The sequence below is a fragment of the Canibacter oris genome (genome assembly GCF_014197205.1).
Lineage (GTDB): Bacteria > Actinomycetota > Actinomycetes > Actinomycetales > Microbacteriaceae > Canibacter > Canibacter oris.
The window spans coordinates 75,624-95,749 of record NZ_JACIFD010000004.1; the positions used below are offsets into that span (position 1 = coordinate 75,624).

General features: G+C 53.3%; 19 protein-coding genes. 12 read left to right on the plus strand and 7 right to left on the minus strand.

Features of this window, described 5'->3' with window-relative positions; translation table 11 throughout:
- Nucleotides 1-119: 119 nt before the first annotated feature.
- Complete coding sequence (locus F5897_RS02635) at nt 120-482, minus strand: DUF2200 domain-containing protein (RefSeq protein ID WP_183304363.1); 363 nt, start codon at nt 480-482, stop codon at nt 120-122.
- A gap of 139 nt (nt 483-621) precedes the next feature.
- Nucleotides 622-1,377 carry a hypothetical protein gene (locus F5897_RS02640; RefSeq protein WP_183304364.1) on the minus strand — a complete coding sequence of 252 codons (756 nt, stop codon included), beginning with the start codon at nt 1,375-1,377 and terminating at the stop codon, nt 622-624.
- Between the two features lie 63 nt (nt 1,378-1,440).
- Between F5897_RS02640 and F5897_RS02645 the strand changes: the two genes are divergently transcribed.
- Nucleotides 1,441-1,974 (plus strand): tetratricopeptide repeat protein, encoded by a 534-nt coding sequence (locus F5897_RS02645; RefSeq protein ID WP_183304365.1) that lies wholly within the window; start codon nt 1,441-1,443, stop codon nt 1,972-1,974.
- Between the two features lie 102 nt (nt 1,975-2,076).
- Nucleotides 2,077-2,943, plus strand: coding sequence for an EamA family transporter (locus tag F5897_RS02650; RefSeq protein WP_183304366.1), 867 nt, complete (start codon nt 2,077-2,079; stop codon nt 2,941-2,943).
- Between the two features lie 77 nt (nt 2,944-3,020).
- Here F5897_RS02650 and F5897_RS02655 read toward each other — a convergent pair whose 3' ends face one another.
- The gene (locus F5897_RS02655) at nt 3,021-4,424 is read right to left on the minus strand and encodes an L-serine ammonia-lyase (RefSeq protein ID WP_183304403.1); all 1,404 of its coding nucleotides are present in this window, start codon (nt 4,422-4,424) and stop codon (nt 3,021-3,023) included.
- 206 nt (nt 4,425-4,630) lie between these two features.
- Here F5897_RS02655 and F5897_RS02660 point away from each other — a divergent pair, with 206 nt between their 5' ends.
- From F5897_RS02660 to F5897_RS02680, 5 genes are all read left to right on the plus strand, one after another.
- The gene (locus F5897_RS02660) at nt 4,631-5,458 is read left to right on the plus strand and encodes an SDR family NAD(P)-dependent oxidoreductase (RefSeq protein ID WP_124824479.1); all 828 of its coding nucleotides are present in this window, start codon (nt 4,631-4,633) and stop codon (nt 5,456-5,458) included.
- A gap of 344 nt (nt 5,459-5,802) precedes the next feature.
- Nucleotides 5,803-6,531, plus strand: coding sequence for a hypothetical protein (locus F5897_RS02665; RefSeq protein WP_183304367.1), 729 nt, complete (start codon nt 5,803-5,805; stop codon nt 6,529-6,531).
- 49 nt (nt 6,532-6,580) lie between these two features.
- Nucleotides 6,581-7,642: an LLM class flavin-dependent oxidoreductase gene (locus tag F5897_RS02670; RefSeq protein ID WP_183304368.1), complete on the plus strand. Its 1,062-nt coding sequence runs from the start codon at nt 6,581-6,583 to the stop codon at nt 7,640-7,642.
- Nucleotides 7,643-7,840: 198 nt separating this feature from the next.
- Nucleotides 7,841-8,872: a TIGR01777 family oxidoreductase gene (locus F5897_RS02675; RefSeq protein WP_183304369.1), complete on the plus strand. Its 1,032-nt coding sequence runs from the start codon at nt 7,841-7,843 to the stop codon at nt 8,870-8,872.
- A 23-nt stretch (nt 8,873-8,895) separates the two neighbouring features.
- Nucleotides 8,896-9,342, plus strand: coding sequence for a pyrimidine dimer DNA glycosylase/endonuclease V (locus F5897_RS02680; RefSeq protein ID WP_183304370.1), 447 nt, complete (start codon nt 8,896-8,898; stop codon nt 9,340-9,342).
- A 70-nt stretch (nt 9,343-9,412) separates the two neighbouring features.
- Here the strand turns inward: F5897_RS02680 and F5897_RS02685 are convergent, their stop codons facing one another.
- The 4 genes from F5897_RS02685 to F5897_RS02700 form a co-directional block, all read right to left on the minus strand.
- A complete protein-coding gene (locus F5897_RS02685; protein ID WP_233574329.1) occupies nt 9,413-10,264 on the minus strand; it encodes an EamA family transporter in 852 nt (283 codons plus the stop codon).
- A 61-nt stretch (nt 10,265-10,325) separates the two neighbouring features.
- A complete protein-coding gene (locus tag F5897_RS02690) occupies nt 10,326-11,228 on the minus strand; it encodes a class C sortase (protein ID WP_183304371.1) in 903 nt (300 codons plus the stop codon).
- 79 nt (nt 11,229-11,307) lie between these two features.
- Nucleotides 11,308-12,945: a SpaH/EbpB family LPXTG-anchored major pilin gene (locus tag F5897_RS02695; RefSeq protein WP_183304372.1), complete on the minus strand. Its 1,638-nt coding sequence runs from the start codon at nt 12,943-12,945 to the stop codon at nt 11,308-11,310.
- A 50-nt stretch (nt 12,946-12,995) separates the two neighbouring features.
- Complete coding sequence (locus tag F5897_RS02700) at nt 12,996-15,155, minus strand: MSCRAMM family protein (RefSeq protein ID WP_183304373.1); 2,160 nt, start codon at nt 15,153-15,155, stop codon at nt 12,996-12,998.
- Nucleotides 15,156-15,342: 187 nt separating this feature from the next.
- Between F5897_RS02700 and F5897_RS02705 the strand changes: the two genes are divergently transcribed.
- The 5 genes from F5897_RS02705 (at nt 15,343) to F5897_RS02725 (ending at nt 20,126) form a co-directional block, all read left to right on the plus strand.
- Complete coding sequence (locus tag F5897_RS02705; RefSeq protein WP_183304374.1) at nt 15,343-16,605, plus strand: class I SAM-dependent methyltransferase; 1,263 nt, start codon at nt 15,343-15,345, stop codon at nt 16,603-16,605.
- A gap of 53 nt (nt 16,606-16,658) precedes the next feature.
- Nucleotides 16,659-17,084 carry a VOC family protein gene (locus F5897_RS02710; RefSeq protein WP_183304375.1) on the plus strand — a complete coding sequence of 142 codons (426 nt, stop codon included), beginning with the start codon at nt 16,659-16,661 and terminating at the stop codon, nt 17,082-17,084.
- Between the two features lie 51 nt (nt 17,085-17,135).
- Nucleotides 17,136-18,524, plus strand: coding sequence for an MFS transporter (locus tag F5897_RS02715; protein WP_124824466.1), 1,389 nt, complete (start codon nt 17,136-17,138; stop codon nt 18,522-18,524).
- 266 nt (nt 18,525-18,790) lie between these two features.
- The gene (locus tag F5897_RS02720; RefSeq protein ID WP_183304376.1) at nt 18,791-19,348 is read left to right on the plus strand and encodes a histidine phosphatase family protein; all 558 of its coding nucleotides are present in this window, start codon (nt 18,791-18,793) and stop codon (nt 19,346-19,348) included.
- A gap of 112 nt (nt 19,349-19,460) precedes the next feature.
- A complete protein-coding gene (locus tag F5897_RS02725; protein WP_221221259.1) occupies nt 19,461-20,126 on the plus strand; it encodes an Ltp family lipoprotein in 666 nt (221 codons plus the stop codon).

The following is a 20,126-nucleotide window of genomic DNA, read 5'->3' on the forward strand; positions in this document are numbered from 1 at the left end:
ATAACAATAACACTGGACTGCTCTGGGGGAGCCAAGTCGATTTTTCCTGGTTGTTGAGCTGTCGGGCACTAAAAGAGTGTTTTATCGTCTTTTCTTGCGTCCGCAACGGTGATACAACATCACGCTGAGCGTAGGACCTTCTCCAACGCTTTACCACGAGCCAACTCGTCAACGAGCTTGTCTAGCCAACGCACCTTCTGCATCAGTGGATCCTCGATATCCTCGACACGCACACCGCACACAACACCGGTGATTAAAGCGCATGCAGGGTTCATCTGCGGAGCCTGCGCGAAGAACGTTTCGTAATCAGCTTCGGCAGCAATCTGTGCTTCCAGCTCCGCCTGTGAATAGCCGGTCAGCCAGGTGATCACAGTATCTAATTCAGCTTTCGCGCGGCCCTTACGCTGGGCCTTCGCCAAAAGCAGGGGGTAGACCGTAGAAAACTTCATACGGTAAACCCGAGCGATACGATCAACAGCCATAAGCTAATTTTAGCGCGTGCGTCGCAAGTGTCGTTCCGGGTTCACCGCACTAGCACAGCTCCGAGTCTGCTGTACGCTCGGTTGGCACTTTGCTTGCTTTCTGTTGGTGTTTAGTTTTGGGCGATAAGGGTAAACCGCTCTACCGTTCTTGGTCCCAGAACCCCGATGTGCCCAGCACCATGACTACGCCGTCAATGACGCCGCCCGGCACTGGCGGCTTGGCAACATCTGCCGGAATCGCCACAGCCACTTTAAAACCGCAATCCACAATCGCCCGATACCAGTTAGCGTTTGCCAGTTGATTGGTTTTCAGCTCCACTGACTCGATAACACCCGTAAACATTGCAAACGGCTGCACTTCATTCTCGTCAATCTCGCCGCTGGCAAGGGAGAAAAGTGATGGGCAAAGCACGAACTGGCTCCCGGTCGGGAAGCCTTCTGCCGTCTGCGCTTTGCTCTGCTCCCACTCGGCTTCGCTCTCGAACAGCTTGAACTCAACAGCAGCAGCGCCTAACGAATAGTTGCTGAACTCAGCCAGCTTGCCCGAAGCCTTATACTCATATGTGGGGTAGCAATGGGTGTCATCAACATGCGCAATCAGTCGCGTGTAAAGCTCGCCCTCGATATAAATATCCAGCAGCGCGCAAGCCGGGTGCAAAAGATATGCCTTGACTTCATAGCCGCCAACGCCGTCAATCGACACAACAGTGTAGGGGTTGCTGCCCTCGTAAACAAACAAGCCGAGCTTAGCGCCGCTCGGGTCATCATAACGGCCCACCGCATCGTATGGCCCAATGTTATTTACTGTCGGGATTTCTTTGGTGACGACGAGATCCATCATTTCATCCCAGTCAGCAAAATCGAACCCGAGAGCGTGCAGGTCTGGTGAAATCATGGTTTTATTATTTCACAGGCGGGGTGTTTGCAGAACTGCTGATCCACAATTATTACTTGCTTTTTGGTATTCTCGCTAGAGGCGCTTGGAGCGCAATTTGAGACGCGGACACAGATTGGAGTTTATGCGGCGATGTGGCACATTGACTACGAAACACTAAAACCGGTGATTACTGATGAGGCCGAGTTTAGGCGCGAGCACGCAGCTGATCCGCTGTTAGACGAAATTGTTTTGCTGTGGATCGGCCAGCCGCAGCAAGCCCTGCACGGCATCAGAGATTTTCTCTCACGTCACCCCGAGAGTAAACGCGCCCGGGCGCTGATGGCTGATGCGCTGCGTGACTTAAACGATTTTGCGGGAGCCACAGAAATTTACACTGAGTTGGTGCGCGCGGCAAAGCATCCGCTTGAAGCAGCCACCTACACGCAGCACCTGGGCAAAGTTTATTTCTGTTGTGGTGATATCGCGCAGGCGAAAGAGTGTTTTCAGCGGGCGCTTGATTGCAGAATCAGCAACAATGCGCCGCAAGACCTTATCGACTCTAGCCAGCTCGCTGTAAATCGAGCCGATGAGTTGCTAGACGGGAGTAAAAGTTAGTTTCAGCACCTCCAGTGCTGCGGTTGCGGGCTCGCTGGGGCGGGTGTAATATCTCGTTTCAAGCAGCTGTTTGCTGCCTTCACAATACAAAGTAGTGTCGATATGGCTGGAATACTCTTTTCGTTAGCTGCCGCGTTTGCTTGGGGAGCATCGGAGTTTCTGGGCGGGATGCAGTCAAAAAGCAGCAGGGTGCTTACCGTGCTGTGGATATCCTCCGTCGGCGCACTGCTTGTGGGCGCCGTTTTAGTGCTTGTGCATGGTGCCCCACCACCTCCGGTTACAGAGATTTGGCCTGCTATCCCGGCAGGAGTGCTGTCGGTAACATCGCTGGTTTTTATTTATCGGGCAATCGCTATCGGCCCAGCTATTGTGGTTTTGCCAACAGCTGCGGGAGCGGCAGTCATCCCGATTATTTGGGGTTTTATCACCGGAGCCCCGCTCAGCATCGTGCCGTTGCTTGCTTGTATTCTGGCTTTGGGCGGCTCGCTGCTTGCAAGCGGTGTCGCCGAGTTTACTAAATTGTCGGACTCAGAAAAACAGCGCATGAAAATCTCGCTGCCATATGCGCTGTTCGCGTCGGTGCTGGTTGGTGCGTATTTTATTCTAAGCAAAGCAGCCAGCGAGGTTGATCCTTATTGGACAGTCACCATCGCCAGAATCGCAGATTTTGTGGTTGTTTCGGGGGCGATCCTTGTGGTGCGTGTGTTTCGTAAACCAAAACCAGGGCAGCTGCACGGCAAAGCGTTGCTGATAGCTGGCATGGCGGGTGTGACAGATATTATCGCGGAACTCAGTTATGCGCTGGCGAGCATCAGTATCCACACCGGTATCGCGGCGGTTGTGTCTTCGATGTATCCTGCGGTCACTATCCTGTTGGCTTTGCTGTTTTGGAAAGAGATCCCAAGCCGAATTCAAACCGTTGGGCTGCTTGTGGCGCTTATTGGAGTCGGTGTGCTGGCGAGCATTTAGGCAGCAGATTTTTGTGGTGGATCAGCGGGCCCGGCACAGCTCGCCGCTGCTACCGCGCCGCTGCTACCGCGCCGCCGCTAGCACTCCACCACGTTTACGGCAAGCCCGCCGAGCGAGGTCTCCTTGTACTTGCGTTTCATGTCAAGCCCGGTGTCGCGCATGGTTTTAATCGCCTGATCTAAGGTCACCAGGTGGGTGCCGTCGCCAACCAGCGCCAGGCGTGCCGCGGTGATAGCTTTCACCGAGGCGATAGCGTTGCGTTCAATGCACGGCACCTGCACGAGCCCGCCCACCGGGTCGCAGGTGAGGCCAAGATTGTGTTCTAAGCCGATTTCGGCCGCGTTTTCAACCTGCTGGGGGGATCCACCAAGCACCGCACACAGGCCAGCCGCGGCCATCGCACAAGCTGACCCGACCTCTGCCTGACACCCCAGCTCAGCGCCGGAAATCGAGGCGTTGCGTTTAAGCAGTGAGCCGACCGCTCCTGCGGTGAGCAGAAACTCGATAACCCGCTCCGTGGTTTCGGTGCCGTCGTCTAAAAACCGCACATAGTAGTGCAGCACTGCGGGGATAATGCCGGCAGCACCGTTAGTGGGAGCCGTGACCACCCGCCCGCCGGAAGCGTTTTCTTCATTGACGGCTAGAGCGTAAAGGCTGACCCAGTCCATCGCGGTCAGCGGGTCTGCTTTTTTCGCGCCAATAACCGTTCTGCCGGTGTCTGCGGCCGCTGCCGCCTCGCTAGCGGTTTGCGGGGTGTGGATCTCTCCTGCCAGCAGTTGCTGATACAGCTGCGGGGCGCGGCGCTTCACCCGCAGCGAGCCGGGCAGAAGTTCCTCAGTGCGTGTGCAACCGTTGTAAACACACTCTTGCATTACCTGCCAGACAGCCAGCAGGTGTTTACGCACCGCGGCTTCTGGGTGCGCAGCCAGCTCGTTTGCCAGCGCGATTTGGGCGATTGACTTCCCTGTGGCGGCGCAGTGTTCGAGCAATTCCTCGGCGAGATTAAACGGATATGGTTCGTGGATCTCGGCAGTCTCTGCGGGAGGTTTCCCAAGATCCTCAGCGCGCACAATAAAACCACCACCGATTGAGTAAAACTCTGCGGTGTAAAGTTCGTGGCCGGAAGCGTCAGCGGCGACGAAACGCATCCCGTTGGGGTGCCCCGGCATTTGTTGCCTGCCTAGCAGGGTGATTTCGACATCCCAGTCGAAGGGTGGCTGCGGGTTTTGCAGCAGCACAGGGTCAATAGTTTCTGGTTCGTGTTCGCCAAGGCCGGCCATCACGGCAGTGTCTGAGCCGTGCCCGCGCCCTGTTGCGCCAAGCGAGCCAAACAGCCCGCACCAGACGCGCGCGGTGGTGTCAAAAAGCTCTAGGCGGCGCAGGTCAGAGACAAACTCCCGGGCTGCGCGCATCGGGCCGACGGTGTGTGAAGATGATGGCCCGACCCCGATTGAAAACATATCTAAGACGCTTAATGACATCATCCCTCCTTGGCTCATGATTGCGGCTTCGCAACTATCCTCCATAACTCTACCAGGGAGCAGTAGTTGCTGTTGCGAGAGCGGGGTGCTGGATATGCTCGGGGTTGCTGCAGCATTATTGTAAGGATATTTTAGTAAGATTGTGGAGTATTTTGATGGTGTAAAAGCTTTTCAAGTTGCGCGTGATAAATTGCAAGGAGTGGGCAATGGTTGCTGAGGTTTTGGAGCATGCGCGAGTTGTCATTACTGGTGCAGCTAGCGGTTTGGGTGCTTTATTTGCGAAATTTGCTGCTGCATCGGGTGCTAGCAAAATAGTGCTGCTAGATGTGAATGAGGACGCCCTTGCAGAGTTTTCGCAGCAGCTGCGCGCGGTTTCTAAGGCAGAGCTTATTACCTACTGTGTTGACTTGGCTGACACAGCTCAGCTGGAGTCTGTAGCTGCCAATATTTTAAGGGACTGCGGCGGTGTAGATGTGCTAGTGAATAACGCCGGCGTGGTGTTTGCGGCACCTTTCTGGGAGCATTCTGTGGCGCAAATAAACACCACTATGGCGGTAAACACTTATGCGCCGATGCTGCTGACTCAAGCGCTGTTGCCTGTGATGCTGGCAGATGTGGATCGGCCAAAGCGTATTTTAAATATTGCCTCTGCGGCGGGTACACTGGCTAACCCGAATATGAGTGTATACGCTGCCTCCAAATGGGCGATGATTGGGTGGAGCGACTCCTTGCGGTTGGAGCTGAAAAAATTTGGAAAGCAGCATGTGCGGGTGACAACTTTTTGCCCAAGCTATATTGCGACAGGAATGTTCGCGGGCGCAAAAGGGCCGTTGTTGACACCAATCATGACTCCAGAAGTTGCAGCGAAAGCTGCCTGGGAAGGGATGCTCTCCGGTAAACCATATGTGTTAAAACCATGGACGGTAAAGTTTGCGATGATTTTGCGCGGGATACTTCCTACCGCAGCTTGGGATTTTATCGCCGGGAGGATATTTAAGGTTTACAACTCAATGGATAATTTTAAGGGTCGCTAGTATTTCTTACAGAAATTTAATTTTGCGAAAATTCAATATTTAGAGAGCAGAGCAGGAAAGGCCTAGGGTGCTTGTGAGTATTCAAACACCCAGGTGATGAGATTGGTTGGTCCAAACAGCTGCAATTCGCCGAGCTCCACCAATGGCGCTTCGTTGCAGTCGTGGTTTGGCACAGTAGCGCGTGCTCCTAAAGGATAGGGATAAACGCTGATCATTAAGACGGCGGGGGGGGGGAAGTGGCGGTAGGTTTTATGAAAGATTCAGTCACTTTCCAAGCAAAATTAATATTTTTTGGATATTGTTTAATGAAAATTTGCTTGCTGAGGTGAATGAGGATTTAAGTTTTGTATGTAGCTGACCCAGGTGTTTTGCCCTCACTTAAGGAAACCAGCTCCTGGATTTTTCGGGGACAACGCTCAGTAGGCGTGTTGATAGGTTTCATTGTCTTAAGCGATTTAATGTTTATCGCGCTGCATATTTGGTCCTGGGCTAGAGGTTCCGAAAACAGTTTGCTTTATATTGATGTAGACCGCGGATATGCTGAATTTTTTCAGTACCTCAAAATTTTATACATAGTTTTCTTGATTCTAGTGTTAGCCGTGGAAACACGTTCTTGGAAACTCGCTGCCTGGATTTTACCCTTTACCTATTTGCTCGGTGATGACTCTTATCAAATTCATGAAAAAGGCGGAGCATATATAGCAGAAGCATTAAAACTACAGTCAATGTGGGGGTTACGCCCCGCTGACTTCGGAGAAGCAACAGTTTCTTTGCTGGTTGCTTTGGTTTCTTTGATGATTTTGATCCCAGCCTACCTGAGAGCGGACAGCACGGAACGGTGGGTATTCCAAAGATTGCTTCTGCTGATTATGGTTTTGGCTTTCTTCGGAGTGTTTATTGATTTAGTCCATGTGGCAGCAATGTCAGTTTTGCAAGGTTTTGACTGGATAGCCGTGCTTGAAGACGGTGGTGAGATGCTAACAATCACTTTCATTATCGCTTTCTTGATTAGATTAACTGTGGGTAATGGAAAGCCGGTGCTGCGCTCCGGTTCGAAACAGTTTGAAAATTAAAATTGCGGTTATATGCAATAAAAAATATTGTTGCATTGTTTTATAGATTATGAACAACACATCCGTTACCGGGATAGAGCTCGGTATTGACACTTTCGGCGACGTGACCCGAGATGGTGAAGGTAACAAGTTATCGCATGCCCAGGTGATTAGGAACGTGCTGCTGCAGGGGCAGCTGGCTGACCGTGTCGGGCTTGACTTCATCGGGATTGGGGAGCATCATCGTCCAGATTTTGCGGTGAGTAGCCCCGATACTATTCTCGCGGCGCTCGCAAGCACAACCGAGCGGATTAAGCTCGGCTCGGCAGTAACAGTGCTCAGCTCGGACGATCCGATTCGGGTATATCAGCGATTCGCTACCATTAACGCGCTCAGCAACGGCCGTGCCGAGGCAGTACTGGGGCGAGGGTCATTCACCGAATCTTTCCCGCTATTCGGCTACAGCCTGCAAAACTATGAAAAGCTTTTTGCTGAAAAATTCGATATTTTTAAGCAAATCGTTGCGGGCGGGCAGATTACCGCAGAACGTTTTGGGCTTGAACCGCTTGCTACTAAAGCCGTGTATCCTAACACGGAGGAACCGCTGCGGCACTGGTTAGCCGTTGGTGGCAGCCCTGAATCAATTGCTCGCGCAGTAAATACCGCAACCCCGCTGATGCTCGCCATCATTGGTGGGCAGCCAGCGCGTTTTAAACCCTTCGTTGACGCATACCGTGCCGGTAACGAACAGCTTGGGAACGGCAGTTTGCCGGTAGCAGTACACTCACCAGGGCACATCGCAGACAGTGATGAGCAAGCTCGTGAAGAGATCAGGGAACACTGGTTGCGGGCACGAAACCGTATCGGTAAAGAACGCGGTTGGGGATCCGCCACCGAAAAAGAATTTGACACAGAGATAGAGTATGGCTCACTCTATGTGGGATCACCCGAAACAGTCGCGCAGAAAATCGCCTCAACCGTGAAAACACTCGGCCTGAAACGCTTCGACCTGAAATACGCTACCGGGCAGATGCCGCATGAAACCCTGCTCGGGTCAATCGAGCTTTACGGCACGAAAGTAGCGCCGCGGGTCCGCGAAATACTGGCTGCGGATAGCGCGCAGGAGGTATGAACCTGCTGACTGTTGCACCTAGCGCCACCAGAAAGAAGGCTAGTCGCGCCAGGAAAATAAGCGACCGAGCTGCAGTCGCGCCGTGCAGAAACTAGCAGACTTAAGCTGTGGGCAGAGTCACAAGTTGATGAGATAAAGTGAGGCCATTAGCACGTGACAAAGCGCACAGCGGCAGCAGAACATGAAAGAAGCGATGTGATGGCACAGCGAGATGTAACCACCGAAGCGCAATCAGCAGAGCAACTTACCGTTGCGGTCACCGGTGCAACAGGGCTGGTTGGTAGGCGTTTGACTGCGGCGCTAGAGCAAGCCGGACATACAGTCGTGCGGTTGCGGCGCCCTCGCGATGGCAAAAAGCGTAAAGCCTTACCCGCAACCAGTAGAATGCGTCACGCAGTCAGGGCCGGCCGGCGCGAAAAAGAGAGTCAGCCAGCAAACAGCAGAGAGTGGCGACCAGAAAATCCCGACCCTGATTTGCTGCGGGGAGTAGACGCGGTGGTGCATCTTGCGGGAGAACCACTAGCAAGACGGTTTAGCCGTAAACACCAACGTGCGATCCACAATTCCAGGGTTACGCCTACCCAGAAACTGGCTGAGTTGGTGGCGCAAACCCCGGGCTGTGAGGTGCTGGTGACGGCGTCAGCGGTGGGCTATTACGGCTATGACGCGCACTCGCCGGTTACCGAACAGAGCCCGCGCGGTCGCGGGTTTTTGGCGGGAGTGTGCGCAGCCTGGGAGAAAGCTTGCGCGCCCGTGGCAGCAGCAGGCAAGCGCACCGTGCATATTCGCACCGGGTTAGTGCTTGACGGCTCCGGCGGTATCCTGAAAATCCTAGCAACGCTCACAAAACTATGTATTAACGGGCCGCTCGGAGACGGAAGACAGTTCTTTGCCTGGATTGGTGCAGCAGATCTGGTACGTATCTACCGGGAAGCTGTAGAAAACCCTGATTATCACGGGCCAATCAACGCAGTCGGGCCGCAGCGTCTCACCAACCGCGAATTCACTGCTGCGCTTGCGAAAGTGTTGGGACGCCCCGCGATTATACGGGTGCCGCGGATTGCCGTAGCATGCATCTTCGGAAAAGTTGGCGCTCGTGAACTCGCGCTCGCCAGCCAAAACGTGATACCGCAAAAACTGCAACAGCAAAGATACGAGTTCAGTCACAAAACAGCTGCGGCAGCTATCAGGGCCGAGCTGCGCGGACAGAAAGCGGAGCTGCAAGGGTGAGGCTATGGTCGCTAGCTCCCGAAATGCTAGACGGTAAAGCTTTGGTGGCTTGCTGGCGCGAAACTCTGTTGGCGCAGAAAGTGCTGTTAGGGCAGACGCGCGGTTACACTAAACATCCGCAGTTGGAAAGGTTTCGAGCGCAGCAAGACCCAGTAGCAGCAATCGGTAGCTATCTTGTTGGGCTACATGCCGCAGCTGGTGCCCGAGGTTATAACTTTGATGCCGCAAAGATTCAGGTTGTAGATATTACGGTACCGCAAATCCCTGTCACTGTCGGGCAGCTGGAATTAGAATACCGGGTGCTGTGTCAGAAGGTTGCGGCGCGTGACCCGAGATGGTTTGCAGAACACCTGCAAGCTGCGTCCGAAAACTCTCTTTTGTTACCGCAACAGCTGCGGCCACATACACTTTTTTACAGTGTCCCAGGAGCGCGTGAGAGTTGGGAGAAAGCGGCTTTGCCGCCTAGATAGGGAAGACCCTATATGCAGTCTTCAGCTAGCAAAGCATGTTGTTAGCATGGAGTCTTAATCGCGCAGGGAGTCAAGCTGTGCGGTGACCGTTGCGTTGGGCCGCAGCACCAGCGATAATCACGATGGTGATGCCGAGCAGTTGCAGCGGGGTTGGAATCTGTGTCAGCACAAGAGCGCCGAGGAGAAGCCCGAAAGCCGGCTCCACAGAAAGCAGTGTGCCAAAAGCTGTGTGCGTCATGCGCCGCAGCGCCAGCATTTCAAGCGCGAACGCGAAAACCGGTGCCATGAGGGCTAGTCCTGCAGCGGCTGGGAGGATCCACCATTCAAAATTATGGGAGAGGAGCTGTGGTATCCCGAACGGCGCGGTAGCGATGGCCGCAACCGGGATTGTTAATGCAAGCCCTGAAATACCTGAGAAACGGTCTCCGACGTGCTGCGTCAGGAGATTGTAGAGCCCCCAACAAATACCGGCCGCGAGCGCAAAACCAGCGCCAACGAAATTGATTTCGCCCTGCCACGGCTCGGTCATGAGCAGCACCCCACTGAGAGCTAGTGCTGGCCACAGCAGGGCGCGGCGGCTGTGGCTGGCAATCGCGGCAACCAAAAGTGGACCCATGAATTCGATGGCAACTGCGGTGCCAAGCGGAATGTGCGAAATTGCGGCGAGAAAGAAAACAGCCATAAACCCAGTGGCAACACCGAGCGCCAGCAGCGCTGGAATATCCCCGCGGCGAATAGCTCTAAAATCGGGGCGAGTAAACAACAAAATCAGCAGAGCGCCAAATATCATTCGCAGCCAGCCTGCAGCGGCCGGCCCTACCTGCTCAACCACCGGGACTGAGAGTGCGCTGGAGAGCTGCACGGTGAGCATGGCGATAACTGCGAGTAGCCATGGCGGTAAATTTAGCTTTTGGTGAATCATGGCAAACCTTTGTGGTGCGGTGCTGCTGTGGTGCCCGTACCGGTTGTGTGGGCCAACAGAATTATACCGAGTATTTTAGGTTCTTGAATGGGGGTGTAGTGTGGCGATTGTCTCGCCCCCGATATTGCCACCAAGCGTGGAGAGCGTTAAAGGTCGCTAACAACACAAATAATAAGGCCCAAACCGCCCACCACGGGAAGCGTGGCAGGTCCGAAGGTTGTTGCGCCTGCTCCACCTCCGTCATTGGGGTGGGGTGTACCCGCTCCGCAGTGACCAAAATGCGGTGCGAGTTAATACCTAGGGGAGTGCAGGTTACAAGCGTCGCTAAATCTTTTCCGACAATCTGTCGGAGGCTTTCGTTATCCTCAGGCTGTACGGTTAATTTTTGAAAGACTCGGTATACCAAAACCTCACCAAACACCTCTACTGTGAAAGTATCTCCCTCAGCAAGTTTGTCTAGATCTGTGAACAGCCGTGACTGAGCTAGTCCGCGATGTGCGGTTAAAACTGTGTGTGTGTCTGAGCCGCCAATTGGCAGCGAGGTGCCCTCCAAATGTCCTACGCCGCGACTTAAAACAGTTTCAGAGGTACCGTGATAAATCGGTAGATCAACGTCAATCGCGGGAATGCGGATCCGCCCCATCAAGCCTTGACTGTCGGCGGTCAGAATTTGCTCGTAAGGCCAAATGTCTGCGGCTTCTTGATCCACACTTCCAACTCCGGCAGGTTTGCGTTGATGCGCCAGCAAATCAGCGCCGGAGCTGAGAGCAGCGTTGTAACGGCGGGCGGCTGCAAGCTGCTCTGCGGGCGCAGGATCTGCCTCTGACACACTACCTCCGAGGGCGTTAACAATTGCGGATTGGCGGTGTTGATTAAGCCAGGAAGCAGTATCAGAATATAACAGCAAACCACCGCCCAACAGGATTAGTGCAGAGGTTAGTAATCGCAGAAAAAAGAAACGCATGAAAAATCAGACTGGGCTACAAATACAACTGGTGGGCACGAGAATCTCGTACCCACCAGAGATTATAGACGATTAAACGCTAGTGCTGTTTACGGCGTCGTGACGCTGCAACAAAGGTTACAACCGCAATCGCAAGCACAGTGGTGCCAGCCAGTGCCAGGAGCAACTGGCCGAAACCACCAGTGATTGGCAGGTTTGGCAACAGGCTGGTTGCATCGTCGCCAGGAGTGCGAGCGTTAAGGGTGATAACCCATTCGGCGTTGTCAACCTTAACAGCCCCGTTGTTATTGTCGAGATTTGGGTAGTGAGTCAGGGTGCGCACGCCCTCGACGTCTACCTTAATCGGCGCGGCAAGCTGTTGGAAACCTGCTGGAACACCCGTGTGTGCCAGGTAGTAGGTGCCATTGCGTAGGCTGAAGCTCGCCTGACCCTGAGTGTCTGTGGTGACCTCAGCAAGTACGGTGTCATCACCCTGCGGATTCCCGGCGATAGCACGTTTTGCGGCTTCTGCGTCACTGTAAACCTTGAAGGTGGCGTTGTTAAGCGCAGCTTTATCCTTCAAATCACTAATGGTTTTGAGGTCTACAGTGCCCCAGTTTGAAGTACCAGGCGCGCCTTCTCCAGCAGGAACCAGAGCCTTACCGTTTTGGTTAAATTCACCCTGTGCCCAAGCTTCATTACCGCTGCCAGCGTTTTTAATTTGACCGTTGCCGGTAACTCGCTCAACTGTTACAGAAACCTCAAAAATCAGTTTTTTGTTGCGGTGCTGCTTTAATTTTTCTGCTGCAGCGCCGTTGAGGGTGACATCGATGCTTCCAGGCACACTATCGGAAGTAGGTGAGCCATTAGTTTCCAAACCGGTCTTATTTACGTTTGGCAACTGCACTGTTTCGCCTGAAGCAAAGGCAGTAGCAAACTGTGCTTTCGGGGTGTCAGCAGGCACAATCGCGGCTTTTAGACCAGAGAAATTGGTCATTGTGTCGATCTTGTCGCTGAACTTGAAAGAGGTAATATCGAGCTGCCCCGGGATGGTAAAGGAAACATACCAGCGCAGAGTGTCGCCCAGTTTCACTGCAGCAGACTCGTCGACAACTTTCTCCACCAAGGAAACGGTGTTTTTGGGATAAACGTGAACATCGTAGTTCCAGCCGTTAGCGCCACCGTCAGTGGTTGGGAAAGGAACAGTAACGATGAAAGGATCGGTCTTAGAGATGATACCGTTGTTGCCGGTGTCGTCGCCTTCGGTAACCAAGTAAGCGCCAACAGGGAGGTTAGCGAATGTTACTGAGCCGTCACCCGCGGTAACTTTTTTTCCGTTGTTGTCGCCACCGACAGCGCTCAGGCTGTGCCCTTTTTCGGTTAGCGCAGCATCTGCTTTCTTGGCATTATCGGTTGCGTTGATAAGCGCTGTTACCTCAGTCAGTTTTTGCCAACCTGCTGCGGAGGTGAGATCCATCCCATCAATTTTCTTGATTTCAAACTCGACACCATTCAGTTGCCGCGCTGAAGCGTCAGGCGTGCTCTGCAAGGAAGTGCCTGCAGTGCCCGGAGTGCTTGGCTCAGAGAGCTTGTGGACGGTGATGGAACCGGTAGCGCCAGGGTTGATGTTGCCGGGGCCCGTTTGGGCAAAAGCGGGTGCAGCCACCGGTACAAGCGTTGCAGCTAGTGCAACCGCTAACACTCGGGTGAGCTTAGTCCGAAAAGCTTTCGAACCCATTATTTTTCCTTTCTTCGGGATGATGATTATGTGCACAGTGCAGGTATCGGCTATTGGTGTTTAGCCCTGCGTTGTAATAACACAGTGGCAGCACCAGCTAGCAGCAGCACAAAAATACCGCTGAGTAGCAGATGGTCTCTGCCTAACCCGCCTGTGTGCGGGATACTTGGAACGTCTGAATATTCGTTAACAAAACTGTTCGCGCCGGTGAAGCTCGACTGCAACGTGTTCTGGTTGATAGTGAACTGTCGTGTCGCAAGGTGCGCATCTGGAAGTTTATAACCAGGTGATGCTTGCGTCTGAGACAGAGTGTAATCTCCCCATTCCAAATTTGGAATACTAAATTTTCCGGCCGCAGGGTCGGTGTCATAACCGGTGCACTCATTAGCGGCTGCTGCTACACAATCGGTGATTGTGAGCGGACCGTCAGTCAAATTGTGCTGTTGGTATATGCCCCCGGAGGTGCCAGAGAGCTGCCAGGTGCTGCCTTCTAGAAGAGGACCTTCATGGGTTAGCGCGGTGTTGTGGAACTCTAGGTTGCCGAGTTTTTGCTGTAAATAGAACGGTACCGTGTGCGTTTCGCCAGGATTTACCTTTATCTTAAAGTAGGTCTTTCGGGTGCCTTGCGTGTTAATTGTGACTTTTGAAACGTTTGCGGTGTCTGTTGTCTGCAGGCCTGCTGGAACATATCCCTCTGGAGTTGAGGCAAGCTCTAGATAGTAAATACCTGGTTTGTGCTCATAAAAATGAAAAACACCTTGAGAAAGTTCGACGCCATGAAAAGGCTTAGAAAGGTCCACTGTGCCCGGTGTTTTACCTTCGGGGTAAAGCACCCAGTTTTGCTGCCCGGTTGTGGGCTGTTGCTGCTGAATTACTTCGGCAGTAAGGTTTGCAGCATACCCGCCATTAAATGAATCAACCGAGACAAAACCAAAATTTGGAATCACATTGGCTTCGCAAATAGTCTGCTGAGCAGTGCTTGGCATAGTGACAGACCAGAAATGTGTTGCAGAGTCAGTTCGGTGGGCGGGGACATCAACTCTTTCCCCCGTTGATGAAGTGTAATAGCAATTAATTTCGGTTTTGTAGTCCCTAGAATACGATGCTCGAGGGCGAGTGCTGATTTTAATGGTGCCAGTGGCGTTGGGGGAAGTGGTAACCGGTGCGGAGGTTACACTAAAAGTCGGATCCGCTCCCTGTATATTGGTTCGGGCAGAAGTGCTGCCATTGGTGATGCGAGGGCTGTCTTGCTGCCAGCTCATCACAAACTGGTGGTCAGTATCGGGGAATCTGCCGCCAGACATCTTAAGCTGGATGTTGCTAATGCACGGCGTATTGGAGTCCTGTGGTTTTCCGTAGTAGTGGTAAGAACTATATACTCCGGGTGAAGGTGTAGGGAATGCTAGCCCTCTATTGACAGCTGCTACGGGGGTGCCATCGAAGTTTTTACTCCATTGAACTCCTGGAATTTGTGGCGGGTTTTGCCAGACGGCATTATTGGGGCCACACGGGTCGGAAATTGTCAGTTGGGGCGGATCAATGATTTGGGGTTTTTTTACAAGTTTCCATTGGAACTTAAAGGTGTGCTGCCGTGAATCTACTAAGAGATCCTCGTATTGATCAATAGTAGTTTCATCATAAAAAAGATTCGGATATTTGCCATCATTCGAATATGTTCCAGTTTCCCAAGTGTAGCCGTGAGGCGCCGTCGAAGTGCGGGGTCTAAATTCGCAAACAAAGCCCTCGGGCTGCCATCCAACATATTCGTTTATTTTTGAATATGTGGTTTGTCCAGCTGAATAATTAAATATCGTGGAGTTTGAGAAATAAATGCCGGGATAGTTTGAGCAAGTCAGATAGCCATCAATTTTAATCGGCGCATTGATAGGAGGGCCACCAGGCTCGATAGTGAGGTCGTGGCTGACGTGGAAAAAATGTAAATCACCATAAGCCGTGGGAAGTGGTGTGATTCCCGGGAGCTTAAACTCGCGTGTAGTCTGCTCGATTATTTTAGTTTTGGCTTGCTCGATTATTTTAGTTTTGGCTTGCTCGATTATTTTAGTTTTGGCTTGCTCGGCTACTTTAGTTGCGGCTTGCACCGCTGGGGTAGTTGTAGCTTGCACCGCTGGGTGAGTCGTTGCTGTCGTTGCAGCTGGGAAAAAATTTAAACCTAGCAGAGTGATGCTCAGCGCAGAAAATATTTTGCGCATGCTCAAAGTTTTCATGTGAGGGAGATAACGTTTGTGAAAATTAGGTTATTTGACTTTGAGTAGTCTACCTAACTATTGATAAAACCTGCAAGTTAGCTGGTTTTCAACTGTGATTGTGGTGGATGTGTCAATCAAAATTGATTTCAAAGTCTTACTCTGAAATTTTTGAAGTGTGTGAAAATTAAGCATGAGTATTTCCCGCAGTGATCAGGCGCGCACCCATGTAGTACAACATGCAAGCTCGCTTGATCGCCTAATCTTAGAGCACGCGGCGCCGTTTTTAGGGTTTGAAAATCGCAACTCTAATGTATTACATGGAGAGCAACCTGCCACATTTTCGCAGCTACCGTCGGCTGAGCAGCCTGCGGATGATGTGCTGGTGTTGGAGGATGAGAACCTCACGCTAACCTTTGCGTGTTTGGCAGCACTCTTAGAGAGCGAGGCGCAAAATAACATTGCAGCAGCGCGCGTTTTTGTGCGGTTAAGGTCATATCGAAAAGCAAAGCAATTAACAGCATTGTTGCAGCAGCATGGCTCCGATATGAGAGAGCGGGTCTTTATCTCTGGCCTTGATCAGAACGATAACATCGACCCTGAAACACTAGACTTGCAAGAGTTTTTAGCGAAGCATCAATACCGGGGCGGTATTGCCCTTGGCAAACTGCCAAAGTCTCGTGCAGCGCTCACAACCTGGGCCAAAGCTTTTGCTCGACAAGCTGACGTTAACACCACCGGCACAATTATTTTGGGCGGCGTGGTTAAGCACATGACTCGAAGTTTTAACGACACTCTCGGGGAATTTTTCCACACTGTTAGAGGAACGCGCGGGCGGGGCAAGCACCGCTGCTTAATTGCGTCGCAAGTGAAAAACTCTGGCTTAGTAGCAAAAAACGCGGCCGTGCAGCCAAACACAGCGAAATTGTACAGTTATGGAGGCGTTTTTTCCGGAGATAAACCTGATCGCGGTGGGGAGTTTTTAGCGCAGCATGCAGTGCGGCAGCTCGCAACGATGCCGGAGGGTTTGCGGATTCTTGATTTAGGATGCGGTAACGGGTCGGTAACTCGCCACATCCTAAACAGTGCCGAAGCAGGGAAAATTGCTGAGGTGCATGCTACTGATATTGACGCGGATGCGGTGCTCAGCGCTACCGTGAACCTAGCTCATGACGTTCGTGCCACTGTCAGCTGGGATGACGCGGGAGCGCGGATCCGCCCCGGCACAATCGATATGGTGCTTCTCAATCCTCCATTTCACGAGGGCACAAAAATTGATATGACGCTGGTGCGGCCGCTGCTTGACGCTGCGCACCGCATAATGCGGCCTGGGGGGATGCTGCTGCTCGTGCACAATTCTCATGCGAGATACCGTGACGCCGTAGAAAAACGCTTCAAAAACGTGACACAGGTAGGGCGCGATGCGGTTTTTACTGTGCTGCGGGCGCAACTGTAACCAGGAGTTAAGCATCCGGGGGTGCGCAGCAGTTAGCGTGCTTAAATGTTTATATGACTGCTATTCATCACCTTGAACTTTGGACCACCAACTTGGAGGCTGCAAAGCCCAGCTTTAACTGGTTGCTGCAGCAAATAGGTTGGGTCTTAGACGTTGAAAGCAGCTGGGAAGACGGCTGTATCTGGAAAGCTGCTGACGGCAGCTATTTAGTGCTGGAGCAGTCTCCCGACGTGTCTGGTGCATATCGTCGCACCCGTGCCGGGCTGAACCATCTCGCCCTCAATGTGTCGGGCGGGCTCGCAGCGTTGGACTTGCTGCGTGAAACTTGTAAGGAGCACGGGTGGGCGGAGCTGTTCGGCGAAAAATATCCGCACGCTGGTGGTCTAAACCATTTCGCACTGTATCTTGAGAACGCGGAGGGATTCGAGTTTGAGCTGGTTGCCGAAGTTAAAACCGCAGAATCTGCGAACGAAAATTAAGAAATGATTACGGAGCTGGTATTTTGCTAACTGATTTTTATAATCAAAATCATGACAAGCAGAACTCAGCGACTTGAAGCGCTTCCAGTTACGAGCAAACATCGGAAACTGTTGTTCGGGGCTGGTATCGGCTGGGCTCTAGACGCCATGGACGTGGGCCTTATCTCTTTCGTGATGGCGGCACTATCCCTGCACATGGGATTCGATAAAACCCAATTATCGTGGCTCGCCACCGCCGGTTTTATCGGCATGGCGCTCGGGGCTACCCTCGGCGGATTGCTCGCAGACCGTATCGGACGCAAACAGGTATTCGCGCTTACCTTGCTGGTTTACGGCGTAGCTACCGGCGCGTCGGCTCTGGTAGCTGGCCTCGGACTGTTAATTCTGCTGCGTTTCATCGTGGGGCTCGGGCTAGGCGCAGAGTTGCCGGTAGCCTCCACCCTGATGGCTGAGTTCGCGCCGCGAGCAGTGCGCGGTCGCATGATCGTGCTGCTCGAAGCGTTCTGGGCGCTGGGGTGGATCCTCGCGGCCGTAATTGGCACCTTCGTGGTTGCTAACGGTGAAAACGGGTGGCGGTGGGGCCTAGCCCTCGGCATGGTTCCGGCAATCTACTCTTTGGTGATTCGCCGCAAGATGCCAGAATCAGTGGCGTTCTTGGAAACAAAGGGCCGGCACGAGGAAGCGGAACAAATAGTTGCCTCATTTGAGGCTGCTGCTGCTGAGAATGCGAAAAGTTCTCCGCAACAACCGGTTGTGCCGCTCGCCAAGAAGGCAGCGCGGGAAACAGTATGGTCGCGATCTGAGTCCGCGGATTCAGAAAACGCAGCAGCATCGGAGAACTTGCTGCTCGCCTCGGCCAGCTCCATCTGGAGCCAGGCATTGCGTCGCCGCACTATTGCGCTGTGGATAATCTGGTTCTGTATTAACCTTAGCTACTACGGTGCCTTTATTTGGATTCCGACTCTTCTCGTGCAGAGCGGATTTGACCTTGTGAAGTCTTTCAGCTTCACCCTCATTATCACCCTGGCGCAGCTGCCGGGATATGCCACCGCAGCGTGGCTGATCGAAAAAATCGGGCGCCGCTGCACCCTCGCCCTGTTCCTGATTGGCAGCGCTATTGGCGCGGGCTGTTATGCGGCGGCAAACACTGAGATGTTGATTATTGCAGCCGGCTGTGTTCTCTCCTTCTTTAACCTCGGAGCCTGGGGTGCACTCTACGCTATTGGGCCGGACCTGTATCCGACACAGCTGCGGGGCCGCGGTACGGGTGCAGCAGCGGGCTTTGGTCGCGTTGCCTCGATTCTGGCGCCACTGCTGGTGCCGGTGGTGTTGCAGATTGGTGGTATCGCGGGGTTGTTCGTGCTTTTCGCGGCAGCTTTCATACTCGCAGCGGTTGCCGCGTGGGTCCTGCCTGAGCAGCGTGGGGTGCGTTTGAGCTAGTCGGCTCCGCAGCTGTAACCCCAGAATCGGTCGATTTGTTGTCACCGAGCGGTAAAGCATCCGTGGAGTGTGCGCGGGTGACATCGGTGTTGCATGGGGTTCACATGAGTGAGATTAGTTTAGACTGGGGAGGGACCGAAATGCGGGTTTCGCAGCCTCGCCACAGCAGAGTTAGTGAGGGAGACTGGGTGGCGCCGCGCATCAGGGCCGCTTACGTTTATATTTGATGGTGATATGTGGCAGTGATATCCGGTGGGATATCGGATGTGGCATCTGGCAGCGAGGAAAGCATGGGCGTGTGGGCTTTTATTAGGCACGGTCAAACCGATTGGAATTTGCAGAACCGATTGCAGGGGCAGGTTGACATCCCGCTGAACACCACCGGGGTGCAGCAACTGCACGAGACTGCAGCTGGCCTGGTGGGGCAGCAGTGGCAGCGGGTGGTGAGCTCACCGCTTAGCCGAGCTCGACACAGCGCAGAAATTATTGCCGCGAAACTGATGCTGCCGGAGCCTGACGTGGTGCCTGGGTTGCTGGAAAAAGACTACGGCGAAGCCGAGGGACGCAGCCTGGAAGGGCTAACACAGGCGGAAAAACTGCAGCTAATTGGCAACGTGGGTGAAGCAGACGCTGCGGTTGCGGCGCGTGGAATTGCGGCGCTGCAGGAGCTTTACCAGCAGCATGGCAAGGAAAATCTGCTGCTGGTAAGTCACGGCAGTTTTATCCGACTGACGTTAAATGCGTTGGCGGGGATGCAGATTAAAAGAGTCGCAAACGGGGAAGTGGTGCGGTTTGATCCACACCTACTAAACGAATTGAGCTAAGCGCGGCAGCACGTCCGCAGAGTTTTCCACAGATTTTATTTTGCGCCTGTAGCGGCTGCCGCCGCTTGATAGTTTGGAGCTAATTCTGAACTAGTCATAAGGAGGCAGGTAAATGTCTGAGCAGCAAACCCCGGAAGTAACTGCGAAGCAGGCAGCGGCTGCGGGGCAGACCGCGGCGCCTGCTGTGGGGCAGGCAGCCACTGCAGCGTCAGCAACGGCTACGGCGGCTATGGCGGGGTCGCGTAAACACACGATACTCTGGCTGTTGGCGCTGGTTTTGGCGCTCGCGGTAGGGGTGGTGCTGGGCTTTAGTGTAAGCAGCATGCGGGCCGCTCCTAACGCGCAACAGCCGGGGTTGGTTGCCGCGGCACCAGGCGCTCCCGAGCAGCACGGCGGAGAGTCTACGTTGCAGCAACCAGACAACCACGATAGTGCGAACGGCACGACTTCGGCCGCTGAAAACACTGCAGCCGAGCAGAGCGGGAATGAAACCACCGAGCAGAAAAACGCGAGGCTGAAAGCGAAACAGTATCTGGAATATCAGGCGTTTTCTTACCACGGGCTAATAGCCCAGTTAGAGTATGAGGGGTTCAGCACCGCAGACGCTATTTACGGTGTTGAGCTGCTCGCGGTTGACTGGAAACAACAAGCCGCGAAGAAAGCCGCAGAGTATTTGGAGTTTCAAGCGTTTTCAAGGCAGGGATTGCTGGATCAGCTGCTCTACGAGAAATTTACGCTCGAAGAAGCAGAATACGGTGTTAAGCAGAACGGCTACTAG